The sequence below is a fragment of the Spartinivicinus poritis genome (assembly GCF_028858535.1).
Lineage (GTDB): Bacteria > Pseudomonadota > Gammaproteobacteria > Pseudomonadales > Zooshikellaceae > Spartinivicinus > Spartinivicinus poritis.
In genome coordinates this window covers 1-13,300 of record NZ_JAPMOU010000014.1, presented here as the reverse complement: position 1 = coordinate 13,300, position 13,300 = coordinate 1, and the positions used below count along the sequence as shown (strand labels likewise).

The following is a 13,300-nucleotide window of genomic DNA, read 5'->3' as shown; positions in this document are numbered from 1 at the left end:
AGTAGGTAATAACAAGTAACTCAATCACTTCAATTACTAATTAAGCATCAGGTACTAACTTTCAATATAAAGATAAACTATTATTTTGCTTGGATAGTTTTTGGTAAGCTTGCTGATTCCAACCAATGAGCAATAATCTGGTTTGCAATGGAAATGTAATCACTAATAATAAAAGGCTTAACAATATAGCAACTCGCATTATTGATATAGGACTCTATAATATCCGAATTTGATTCAGATGTAGAAAATACAATAACCGGTATCGACCTAAGCGCTTCATCATTTCTTAAAAACTCTAAAACAGAATTCCCAGACATTTTGGGCATATTTAAGTCTAATAAAATAATGGAAGGTTTTGTTACATCCTTAAACTCACCTTCCTTTTTTAAGTACCTGACGCCTTCAACACCATCATAGGCAACATTAATATTGCAATCTCCATCACAACGCTCAAATGCTATTTTTGCTAATTCAACGTCACATTCATTGTCTTCAATTAGTAATATTTCCAGCACTTTTGACTGACTCATCAACCATATCCTTTAGTTTCTTTGGCATATTAAAGTAAAAAGTTGTACCAATACCTGGTTCGCTTTCAAACCAGATACTTCCCCCATAATAGTTAATAAACTTTTCACATATACTCAAGCCTATTCCTGTTCCAGGATAAACATCTTTTCGATGTATTCGTTGAAATGGAACAAACACCTTATCTTTATAATCAGGGTCAATACCAATCCCATTGTCTGCTACTGAAAATAGCCAAAAACTCTCACAGTTTTCAGCATTTATGCTAATCTCTAGTCTTCTTTTAGGATAAGAAAACTTTAAAGCATTAGTAATCAGGTGTTCAAATATAACTTTAACCAATAGTTTATTAGAGTATATTACAGGCAAACAATTATAACTAATACATGCATCCTTGCTTTTTATCTCAGCATCAATATCTATTAGTAATTGATCTACCAATGTTTGACAGTCAACAAGCTCCACTTCTACTGCTTTTTTCTCAACTCGACAAAAAATAAAGATATCATTAATCATTTTATGCATATTCGCTGCATTGCGCTGAATGACATCTAAAATTTTATTTCCTTGATCATCGAGAACATCCTTATAATCACTAGCCAAAAGGCTTGAAAAAGACATAATTGACCTGACTGGCTCTTGCAAATCATGGGAGCAGATATAAGCAAAAATCTCCAACTCTTTGTTTTTTTTAATCAAACTCTCATTCAATCTTTTTAAAGATTTCTTCTGTTCATAAAGTTCAACATACACTTTTATTTTACTTCTTAAAATATTTGGATTAATCGGCTTAAAAACATAATCCACTGCATTAAGCTCAGCTGCTTGATCAACAAAACAATCGTCTTTACTGATCGCTGTTAAAAATACAATCGGCGTAGAACTGATGCTTTCATACCCCCTCATTAAAGAGGCTACTTCAAAACCATCCATATCAGGCATTTGAACATCTAGCAAAACGACAGCAAACTCATGCCGCAGCATTAAAGAAAGTGCTTTATTTCCACAATCAGCCTCAAGAATATCTGCATTAATAGGCTTTAACACCTTTCTAACTGCAACCAGGTTTTCATGCCTATCATCAACCACTAAAATCTTAGAACGTTCATTATTACGCTCATTCGTTTTATCATCATCACAAAATTTTAATGAAGCTGATAATACACTATTGTTTACCTCATTCCTATCCATCTATCAATTAGCCTTACATATAAGTCACCAGTATTTTCAAATAAAAAATATTTTTATTTAAATTAATCTTTTACGATATATGCTTTGTTTGTGATCTATAACATCAAATTGTCTTTCTATTACAGTACTATGTAAACTCTCACTTTTACCCAGACAAAGAAATCCACCATAGCGAAGGCTGTTAGCTAACAATGTCAATACACTGTTTTTCAACTCATTGTCAAAATAAATTAAAACATTTCTACAACAAATCACATTCATTTCACCAAAAACACTGTCTTTTGCAAGATTATGATATGAAAATGTTATTTTTTTGCTCAAACCACCATCAATCTTACCGAATTTGTAATCGACACTAAAATAATCAAACAAATTAATGTCATTTATCTGTTTACAATTTTCTACTCCTTTCTTTAAGCCTAGTAGAGAATAAACACCTAACCTAGCAGACTCTAATGATTGACTACTAATATCAGTACCATAAATAATAGCTTTATCTAATAAGTTATTTTCTTGTAATAAAATAGCGACCGAATAAGGCTCTTCTCCAGTTGAACAGCCTGGGTGCCATAATTTAAAGTAAGGATATGTGGTGAGTACTGGTACAATATGCTTATAATAGCTGTCAAAAAAATCAGGATCTCGAAAAAATTCAGTAATGCTGATAGTAATAGTTTCTATTAAGTGACAAATAAAACTCTGCTCCCATAACAACCTAGGAATCAGTTCGGATATATGAATAACATTTTGCTTTTTAGTTAAATCACTCAGTCGTCGAATGAGTACATCCTTTGAATAGTGACTAAAATCGTAACCGTAGCATTTTTTTACAGCGTCTAATAAAATATCAAGCTCAATTTTTATTATAGATTTCAAGTTAGCAAACTCTGTTTACTTATTACAATTTATATTTTACAAAATGATTAACGATACTATACCCTTCACGAATGATTTCTAGGCTCATGGGGCCTCGTCACTCGATGGCCGCACCAAAGAACCATTCGTATTGGGTATAGCTTTAGGCAACTGCTTTATTTTTAGACAAAACAACTTTCATTAAAGTTAATAACACATCAATATCAACTGGTTTTGCTAAGTAGTCATTTGCGCCTGCTTGCAAACACTTGTGTCGTTCATCAGGCATTGCCCTCGCAGTTAATGCAATAATGGGTATATCTTTATATATAGGGTTATTTCTAATTTTTTCGATTGTTTCATAACCATCCATCACTGGCATCATAATATCCGTTACTATTAAATCAATACCTACTGTCTTATCTAATTGATCCAATGCCATTTTACCATTATCCGCAATAAGTACTTCCATACCATGTTTTTTAAGCTGCTTTGACATAGCAAAAATATTACGCATGTCATCATCTACTAGTAATACTTTTTTTGATTCAAGTATTTTTTTAGGGTTATGTTGATCTATAAGAATATGATGTTGCTCTTCACTTAAGCTTGATGCAACACTATGCAAAAAAAGCATAACTTCATCCATTAACCGCTCTGGTGAGTGTGCACCTTTAATTATGATCGATCCGGTGTACTCCTCTAGTCTCATACTTTCTTCTTTACTTAACTGTCTTGCTGTATAGACAATAACAGGTGGAACTTGACAACTAGCATCTATATTAATACTTTTATCAGCTATTTCTAACCAATCAAATCCTGTCATATCCGGCAACTGTAAATCAAGAATAATACAGTCAAAGTGTTTTTCTTTGAGCTTATTGAGCCCTGCTTCACCTTCACTCACAGTAGTAACTTCTAACTCTTTAGTCGCCAGTAGTTTGTAGATAGCTGCTTGAGTGTTCTTATCATCTTCTATAACCAATATATTCTTAATTGAATTCTGATTTACATTCGACACTTTCGCTAACATCGACTCCATCTGGTCTATATTAATCGGCTTAGTTAGATAGCCAATCGCCCCTTTTTTTAGCGTATCTTGAATTTTGTCATTACTTGCCGAAAGAATATGCACAGGAATATGTCTGGTTTTCAAATCCGCTTTAAGCTGTTCTAATACTTTAAGTCCGTCAATATCAGGCAGCATTAAGTCAAGAATAACTACAGATGGCATATATTTCTGTACCATTAATAATGCTTCTTTGCCAGTAGTCGCTGTTAATATGTGATATCCCCTGTTACTTATAAACTTGCTCAAATTGCCTGCAAATCGTATGTCATCTTCCACAATTAATATGGTATTCGAAACATTATTTAGTGGCTTGGCTACTGCTTTATCACGACTAGTTGACGGTAATGCATCAACCGTCGCATGTAGCGGTGAAAGTGATGGCTTTGGGTTGTTTTCTTCTACTGTTAAAATAGTTTCTGAGGTAGTTTCATTAGATGTTTGCAATGGTAATAGTAAAGTAAAGGTACTACCTACACCTTTCACACTTTTTACTTTTATCTCACCATCTAATAACTTGGCAAGCTTCAATGATATAGCTAAACCTAACCCTGTGCCTCCATATTTACGATCAATAGAGCCATCCTCTTGCTTGAAAGCTTCAAATATATCTTTGTGTGCTTTTTGGTCAACCCCAATGCCTGTATCAATTACAGCAAAAGCTATCATGTTTGACTTTGAAATACTGACTTTGAGTTTTACACAACCTTTTGATGTAAACTTCAATGCATTAGATAATAAGTTTTTTAATATCTGCTCTAAGCGTTGAACATCAGTAAATAGGATTTCTGGTACATCTTGATCAATTTCAGACTTAAGGGCTATATTTTTTTCTGCTGCTAATGGTAAAAACAGTCTAATTAGTTTTTGCACAATACCCGCAATATTTTCATTATTTTTAATTATACTAATTTTTCTAGCTTCTATTTTTGAAAAATCTAAAACATCATTAATTAAATTTAACAACTCCACTCCACCACTGTAAATCATAGCGGCTTCTTCAACTTGAGATTCTGTCAGGTTTCCATCTTCATTATCTTGAAAGGACTTAGCTAAAATTAACAAACTATTCAGTGGAGTACGTAGTTCATGACTCATATTAGCCAAAAATTCAGATTTATATTGACTAACCTGTTCTACTTCCTCCATTTTTCTCTTAATTTCCTCTGTATTTTTTGCCAGTTGTTCTTTTTGTGTTTCGAGTTTTTTATTCTTTTCTTCTATCGATACATTTGTCGTTTCTAACTCAGCTGTTTTAGCTGTCAGCTCATCTTGAGACTCTTCTAACTCTTTAGTTTTAATAGCTAATTCATCATTAGATACCTTAAGTTCTTCTTGCTGTAGGTTGCTATCTTCTAGCATTCTAGCAATTTCATCACGCGCTTCAGCACTTAGCAGTGTCATACCAATTGTTTCAGCTGTCTGTTCTAACAATAACTCTGCTTTTTTCGACAAAGGTGCTAATGTTGCCAATTCAATTAGTGCAACAATTTTTCTCTCTGCAACTATAGGTGCAATCAATCTATTAGTAGGCCTTGCTTCTCCCAAACCTGAATGAGTAAAAAAATAATTATCGGGCAAGTGGTTATCAATTTTAACTATACCTTCTTCTAATACTGTCGCTAATATAGAGTCACCAGACTCTATATATTTTTTAGCTTTTGAATTACCTTTGATTGCGTAGCCTTCCAATAAAACTAAGCTGTTATTTTCACATAATCGATAAAATGCACCTAATGACGCGCCAATATAAGTAGCAAGGCATTGTAAAGAACTGTATGCTACTTCATTAGGTGTTAGTTTACCTCTTATTTTCGTTGCTAGTTCCAAATGTCCATTACGAAGCCACTCTTGCTCAAGAATTTGCGTTATTAGCTTATTAAAACTGTTTGCAAGCACCCCAATTTCATCTCGCCTATCTAGCGTCAACTTTTTATCAGCATCAGAATAATCAGGGAATTTCTCAGTTATTGCGGTTATTCTTGTCAATGGTTTAGTGATAAGCTTAGAAAATAATATTGCTATGGCAGCGGCAATTATAATAAGCACGACAGAAAACAACATATTTTTTTTCTGTAGCGCATTAACTTCATGTAATAATACATTTTTTTCAGCTGATAGACCAATACCTAGCAGGCGGTTAGAGTCTAAAGAATCAAATGGAAGCGCAATATAAGATAAAATTCTACCATCTACTGTTTCTGCCAACAATTTACGTTTACTGCCTTCTACCACCTGATGACTTTTCGGAAACTCATCTTGTATAGTGACTTTTTGTGTTGTAAAGCCTAATATATGTTTGCGCTGTGGATGCCACAAATACTCACCATAAGTATTCGTCACAAACAACTCTCGCTTATTATTTACTTGCTGGCTTAACTCTGATAGTAATTCAGACATATTTAAGTTAATGATAATCACACCAACAAATTCATCATTTTTATTATAAGTAGGTTGTGCAACTCTTAGCACATGGGTAATAGGCCTCACTATTTGACCAAACTCACGATTTGGTTCTATTTCTGACAAATAGATTTTACCTGCATCTATACTAATTGCTTCATTAAAATAACTTTCACCTGCAATCCCCTGCAGTTTGTTCTCTGAGGTCCTTATAATTATTGGGCCTTTTCTGTCAAGCCGGAGAAGCTCTTTACCCATTGCATCAACATAGCGAACTTTACTGTATACGGGATTTTGCTGCAGTAGTGTTCTAAAATCTTTTGCTAACTCATCAAGGTGATCATGACTAGCACTTTCTAAAACTGAAAGTAAAGTGGGTTTATCATGTAACCGCTGAACACTGTCTTTTAATTCAATAATGGCTTTTTGAATAGGGGCACGAAGTAACCTAGCTTCTTCTTCCAGTTCTTCAATTTCTTCTTTTACTAAAATATTCTGGGTGTTGTAAAAATAAACACGATCAGTTATAAAAGAAGTTAACCCAACTAAAAAAATAGCCATAGCCATAAACTTAGTGCTGATTTTTGGGGAAACGAGCATTGTTATACATCCATATATAACTGTTTAGGCATATATAATTGTTCAGAGTCTGGCACAAATAACCAATAGGTTTAACAAAAGCTTCATATACCACACTCAAACCAAAGTAAAAAACCACTACCTGTAGTATAGTTACCAACAAAAACTATAGCTATTGCTGAGCCTGTTCATATTGTTATCGTTTTTTCCATAGTTAGTCTTAAGGTTCCCTTAATAAACCAGTCAATACGTTAGCTAAAATAATCAGTAGCATAGCTCTATTCTTTAAACAACTGGATTAAGCCACAGAGCTTTATAGAGGAACATGAACAAACAGCTCGTATTAAACACTATCGTTTTCTCAGCAGCTACTCTTAGTTTACTACTTGGGATAGTGGTACTTATAGGTTGGCACACCAAAACGGTAATGCTGATCCAGCTGTTACCAACACTTGTCCCTATGCAATATAATACCGCATTAGGCTTTATACTCTGTGGCATAGCGTTATACTTTGTTTCCAAAAATAGTTTGCTTATGGGAACCATCACTGGTGGAATAGCAGGCATCATTGGGTTCTTGACGCTGATTCAGTATATTTTTGGCACCGATATTGGCTTAGATGAATTATTTATTACTCATTATATTACAGTTGAAACCTCTCACCCGGGACGCATGGCACCCAATACAGCTATTTGCTTTTCTCTTTTTGCAGTTGCTTGCATTTTATACACCTTGAATATTCGAAAAATTCAGTTAAGTGGAGTACTCACTACCATTATATTTAGTTTAGGCTTCACTGCACTGATTGGTTATCTAATTGACATAAAGATAGCCTACAGTTGGGGAAAATATACGCAAATGGCAGTGCATACGGCAGTAGGCTTCATGCTCCTTGGAATAGGATTCACGGCTCTTAGCTGGTTAAGAGAATTTGCCTATAATGACCAAGCAGCAGTAAAAATACCTCCATTAATGACTGGTTATGCAGTCGCATTAGCTATTGCTCTTTTCTTTATCGACTTAAACCTACCATTAGGTGTTGCAGCGGCTGTCATTTACATATTGCTGGTTCTTTACAGTTGGTTTATTCCATCCCACCAAGCTACTTATATACTTGCACTAGTCGCATCAACACTATTGATTTTTGGTTACTTTTTTTCTCAACCAGGTAGCCCAACATGGATAGTGGTTATTAATCGATGCTTAGCCTTCATGGCTATCTGGGTAACCGCGTATTTACTCATAAAGATAAAGCTTAAAGAAGTTGAACTAAAAGCACGTAATCATGAATTGGAGCAATTTGCTTATATTGCATCCCACGATTTACAAGAACCATTACGTACTATCATGAGCTACAGCGAGTTAATCACTACTAGATACAACAAAATTCTCGATGAGACAGGTAAAAAAAGTTTGGATTTCATTGCACAATCCAGCAACCATATGAGTATGCTGATAAAAGGCTTGTTGGACTATTCACGTATCGGTTTTAACAAAAAGCCAAGCTTAGTCAACTGTAATACTTTACTTGAATCCATACAGGATGACCTGCATCCAGTTATTCAAATAGCCAGTGCCACTCTTGAAGTAAGCGAATTACCCACAATAAAAGGCTATCCGGCTGAGTTACAGATGTTATTTGAGAGTCTAATTAGTAATGCGATTAAGTTTCGCAGACATAGTGTTCAGCCTAAAGTAAAAGTATTCGCTTACAAGGAAAACAACTGTTGGAAATTTATCGTTCAAGATAATGGTATTGGTATCGAAGACAACGTAAAAAATAAAATTTTTGTTATCTTTCAACGCCTTCATAAAAGAAATGAATATGAAGGAATAGGTATAGGTTTAGCTTGTTGCAAAAAAGTTGTAGACTTACATAAAGGTCAGATTTGGGTTGATTCAAATCCTGACAAAGGCAGTAGTTTTTCTTTCACAATACCAAACTGAAATAGAAATATGGATAAAATATTACAAAAAATATTACTTATTGATGACAATGAAGCAGATAATTTTTTGCATCATCTAATAATAAAAAAAGCAAATATCACAGAAAACGTTATTGCAATGACCTCTGCCATTGATGCTTTAGACTACCTAAGGTCAACGAATGAGGGGAGCCATCCTCAACCTTGTCTTATTTTTCTTGACATCAATATGCCAAGGATGAATGGTTGGGAGTTTTTAGAAGAATATGAAAAGCTGTCTCCAGATCAAAAAGCAAAAGTAGTGATAGTTATGTTAACAACATCACTTAATCCAGATGACAAAGAGAAAGCTAACACAATAAATGAGGTGACGGGTTTCTATACGAAACCTCTTACTCAATCAGTATTGGACCGGATCATTAAGCAATATTTCCTCTAAAATACCTAATTAATAAAATATTACAAGCATTGTAACACACTTAAAATATAATATATTTACCTTCTTTTTTTATTACTTTAAAACAGGTATCAAGACTGTGATTTTATATAGACAAGCTGTTTTCTTAGCCACAATATTCTATCAGGCATTTAAAATCGGCTAATCTAATCAGATATTCGGGCTGATTAAATAAGCATTTGTTTACGCTCTCCCCCCACTTATTCCCATTTACTTCTTCAACCTTACTCAAATTACAACTACACTACCTAATATGCCTATAGAATAATAATTACTATCGTCTTTCAAAACATATCAATCAACCATGGATGGGCTGTAATGTTTGACAATAATTTTCCATCATGCAATCACAATTTTTTATTATACAATAAAGATAAAGCCACTCACTATATCCATATCACCATCATTCACTTATATTAAACCCGTCCAAACGTGAACCCTACGGAAGGGGTTATATTAAAGCATGAACAGTGACGAATATACCAGAACAATCTATTCAATCGCTCATGACTTAAGTGCTCCATTACGAGGATTAGATGGCTTTTCAACTATTTTGTTAGAGACCTATCAAGACCAGCTTGATGAACAAGGTATTAAATTGCTTTTAATATTAAAAGAAAACGCTGTTAAAGCACAAGCAATGCTTAATAGTATTGTTAGCTATTCTCAAATTACATCAACTACCTATCCGCTTGTGGAAATCAACCTAAATCAGCTAATAGATCAAATATTAACAAAAAATAATTACTTTAATCATCACTATTCAAATCAACCAACACCCAGTTTAAAAATAGCTAATTTACCTACTATTAAAGGATCAGACGAACTGTGGGATAAGCTACTATCAGCTCTCCTTGATAATGCATTTAAGTTTCAGCACAAAGATAAAATACCCACTATTGAAGTGTCAACTACCCAGGAAAAAAATAGCTGGTCATTACTTATTGCCGATAACGGTATTGGCATTAAAGAACAAAATTATGACATTGTTACACGTATGTTTTCTCGATTACACAGTGAAAAGGAATACCCAGGTGATGGCATGGGTTTGGCCTATTGTCAGCAAATTATCAACCTATATGATGGTTCTATTACGTTTGATCAATCAGCGCTTGGTGGATTACTTGTAACTTGCACCTTTCCTAACCGATTTTTAGCCTAACAACCTAATAAGTAGAGGGGGCTATGAAAGAGTTTATCGTAAATTGTTATGAACCAAATAGTAAAATACTAATGGTTGAGGATAATCCAAGCGATGCTTTGTTATTCAAAACGATGATTGAGAGGGCTTCTAACAATTATATATCAATTGATACTGTCGATACATATGCTGAAACCCTTGAGAAACTCGATAATAACCATTACACGGCAATTCTATTGGATTTACATTTACCTGATATCGATAGTTTCGAAAGCCCTATCAAAGCGATTGAACAACTTTCACCCGAATTACCCGTGGTTATACTCACAGGCTCAGCAGATCACTCTTTACCATTAAAACTGATTCGCCTCGGTGTTCAGGATTATCTCTGTAAAAATGAAGTGACCCCATCTATTCTGATGCGATCATTAAGGTATGCCAAAGAACGCAAAGAAATTCAATTAGAACTAAAAAAAGCGTTAAAAAATCAGGCAAATCAAAATGAGCTGTTAAAATCGATTGTTAGAAAAGACTCTTTAACAAACTTACCAAACCGTATATATTTCTTTGATTTCTGTAAACGTGCGCTTAACTTAGCAAAACGCCAAAATACAGTCATGGCAGTTTTATATTTTGATATCAATGGTTTTAAATGTATTAACGACACTTATGGACATAGTGCTGGTGACCAGATTTTGAAAGAGCTTGGGATTAGAGTAACCAAAGCACTTAGAAAAGAGGATATGTTATTCAGGCTTAGCGGCGATGAGTTTGCCATTATTGCCGAACACTTACATGCTGAAGTACAAGCTTATCCTATCGCCAAACGAGTCAATGAAGCGATTTCTGCTCTCCCTATTAAAATTGGTCAATATAATATTGATGTTAGCATTAGTATTGGTATTGCTGTTTACCCTGACAGTCAAACGGTTCAAGAGCTGGTTAAACATGCCGATATTGCTATGTATGAAGCCAAACACAACAGTGATCATTTTGCTTGTTTTTACAGTAAAAGGCTTGATAACTTAAATAATAGAAATATAAAAATTGCTAACTTACTTCCATCAGGTCTGCGAAGAAAAGAATTTTCAGTTGTATACCAGCCAATCATCAATTGTTTAACAGGTGATTGCTCTGGTGTTGAAGCATTAATTCGGTGGAATAACAACGAGTTAGGGGATATTCCACCAGAAGAGTTTATTAACATTGCTGAAAACTCAATTTATGGCAGTACACTGTGTTGCTATGTTATACGAGAGGCGTCTAAACTTATTAAACAACTGAATGGTAAATACCTACCCTTTATTAGTGTTGCCATTAATGTCGCTGCCCGCCAGTTTACAAACCCAACGTTTTTTAATAATCTTATTAATACGATAAAAGAAGTCAACTTGCCTCCAGAAATGCTATGTATTGAAATTACTGAACGTCAGGTTATTCAGAACCTTAAAGTATGTGAGGTAACATTAACCAAGCTTAAAAAGTATGGTATCCAAATTGCGCTAGATGACTATGGCACTGGTTTTTCATCTATTACCCACTTAAAGAACTTACCGTTTGATAAAATCAAAATCGATAGAAGCTTAATTAGCAATTTACATAAAGACGCCAAAAATTTTGCCTTAACCGACGCTATTATCTCTATGGCAAGACATTTAGATTTAACCGTTGTCGCAGAAGGAGTAGAACACCAAGAAGAGCTTGAAACACTAATAAAAATCGGCTGTGATGAAGTTCAAGGCTTTTTCTTGAGCAAGCCTATTACAGCACATAACTTAAAAGAAACTTTTGCCGATATTGGTACTGAAAAAAAACAAAATAAAGAACAAGTAAATGGTTTTTAGCTTTTTGAAAGAAGCTTATACTTCGCCCTACATTTGTCTAAAAATAATTCAAGACAAGCAGACACTAGACATAAAAAAGGCTTCTATTGTCATGCACAAGAAGCCTTTTATTTATTTTTACATTATAAGTAGCTGGTATTTGCGACTCACTTAATTAGTGAGCATGACCATGCTCTAGCTCTTCTTCTGTAGCATCGCGCACATCAACCACTTTACCTTCAAAATGTAAGGTTACACCTGCTAAGGGGTGATTGGCATCAACCGATGCTTCATCATTCTCTATCGCAGTAATAACCACTGGAATATCACCTTGTTCTGTTTGAGCGGTAAAACGCATCCCTACTTCTAACTTTTCTGGCTCTGGAAACGTGGCCAATGGCACTTGCTGTACCAGTTGCTCCATCCGCTCTCCATAAGCATCTTCTGGCTTAACCGTTACCTGAAAGCCATCACCTGCTACCTTGCCTACTAATTCTTGCTCTAAGCCAGGAATAATGTTGCCAAACCCGTGAAGGTAAGCAAGAGGCTGGCCTTCTGCAGACTGGTCAATTACTGTGCCATCATCATCCTTTAACGTATATTCAATGCTCACTACACACTTGTCACCAATCAACATAGTTATTCCTCAGTTATTCATAAGATTCACTGGTCATGCATTGTCAGCTGTCTTAATTGACATTCTTTCTTATACCAAACACTCATATATCAAACGTTCTTACACTTGGCCTTATAAAAAATGTCTAATAAACACCGGACTACCGCAAACCCCAGGGTTTTACAGCAGGTCGAGGGATTTTATGAAGACAAAAGGAAGTCAAGGATAGGGACCAGTGAGTTACTTATGACACCATAAAAGCCTTTCCGCTCAATAGCTAGTCTAACAGATATTAGATAATTCTCAATTTCAGGCTTGTATTGGGCAATAATCAAACAATTACTACAGGTATCCAATGAATTAAATTTACCCGACCAGTTGCTTTTTGTTTATACAGCACTATTGTGTGCATAGTTTGTTTCAGCCACTCTTCTATAGGAGTCTAATTTTCACATCGTGATAAAAATATAGCGGATTAAAATAATATAAAATTATTTGTATATTAGCTAAATTTAGCTGCCCTACTTACACAGAATTAAAGATCAATCATTTCAAAATACTCAATCAATAATCACGCCTTTATTAAATTTATTTAACACTTGATAAATTTCATTTAAGTAAGTTGAACGGCCTCATATAGCTAAAAATCTATAATCTGGCATAATACTACACATGACATATTCTCTCGACTTCAGACAGCACGTTTTTAAGT

Annotated in this window: 9 protein-coding genes; 4 read left to right on the top strand and 5 right to left on the bottom strand. The window is 34.5% G+C overall.

Features of this window, described 5'->3' with window-relative positions:
* Positions 1-80: 80 nt before the first annotated feature.
* The 4 genes from ORQ98_RS12305 to ORQ98_RS12290 all read right to left on the bottom strand — a co-directional run bounded on the left by ORQ98_RS12305 (position 81) and on the right by ORQ98_RS12290 (position 6,607).
* The gene (locus ORQ98_RS12305) at positions 81-530 is read right to left on the bottom strand and encodes a response regulator (RefSeq protein ID WP_274689108.1); all 450 of its coding nucleotides are present in this window, start codon (positions 528-530) and stop codon (positions 81-83) included.
* On the bottom strand, positions 493-1,719 hold the full coding sequence (locus tag ORQ98_RS12300; protein WP_274689107.1) for a sensor histidine kinase: 1,227 nt from the start codon (positions 1,717-1,719) through the stop codon (positions 493-495). Before ORQ98_RS12300 ends, ORQ98_RS12305 begins: the two co-directional genes overlap by 38 nt.
* A gap of 57 nt (positions 1,720-1,776) precedes the next feature.
* On the bottom strand, positions 1,777-2,595 hold the full coding sequence (locus ORQ98_RS12295; RefSeq protein WP_274689106.1) for a CheR family methyltransferase: 819 nt from the start codon (positions 2,593-2,595) through the stop codon (positions 1,777-1,779).
* 142 nt (positions 2,596-2,737) lie between these two features.
* Positions 2,738-6,607, bottom strand: coding sequence for a response regulator (locus ORQ98_RS12290; protein ID WP_274689105.1), 3,870 nt, complete (start codon positions 6,605-6,607; stop codon positions 2,738-2,740).
* Positions 6,608-6,950: 343 nt separating this feature from the next.
* Between ORQ98_RS12290 and ORQ98_RS12285 the strand changes: the two genes are divergently transcribed.
* The 4 genes from ORQ98_RS12285 to ORQ98_RS12270 all read left to right on the top strand — a co-directional run bounded on the left by ORQ98_RS12285 (position 6,951) and on the right by ORQ98_RS12270 (position 11,993).
* Positions 6,951-8,573 carry a sensor histidine kinase gene (locus ORQ98_RS12285; RefSeq protein WP_274689104.1) on the top strand — a complete coding sequence of 541 codons (1,623 nt, stop codon included), beginning with the start codon at positions 6,951-6,953 and terminating at the stop codon, positions 8,571-8,573.
* A 9-nt stretch (positions 8,574-8,582) separates the two neighbouring features.
* A complete protein-coding gene (locus ORQ98_RS12280) occupies positions 8,583-8,990 on the top strand; it encodes a response regulator (RefSeq protein ID WP_274689103.1) in 408 nt (135 codons plus the stop codon).
* Between the two features lie 481 nt (positions 8,991-9,471).
* On the top strand, positions 9,472-10,170 hold the full coding sequence (locus tag ORQ98_RS12275) for a sensor histidine kinase (RefSeq protein ID WP_274689102.1): 699 nt from the start codon (positions 9,472-9,474) through the stop codon (positions 10,168-10,170).
* A gap of 23 nt (positions 10,171-10,193) precedes the next feature.
* Positions 10,194-11,993: a two-component system response regulator gene (locus ORQ98_RS12270; protein WP_274689101.1), complete on the top strand. Its 1,800-nt coding sequence runs from the start codon at positions 10,194-10,196 to the stop codon at positions 11,991-11,993.
* 154 nt (positions 11,994-12,147) lie between these two features.
* Here ORQ98_RS12270 and ORQ98_RS12265 read toward each other — a convergent pair whose 3' ends face one another.
* Positions 12,148-12,609, bottom strand: coding sequence for an FKBP-type peptidyl-prolyl cis-trans isomerase (locus ORQ98_RS12265; protein ID WP_274689100.1), 462 nt, complete (start codon positions 12,607-12,609; stop codon positions 12,148-12,150).
* Positions 12,610-13,300 lie beyond the last annotated feature (691 nt).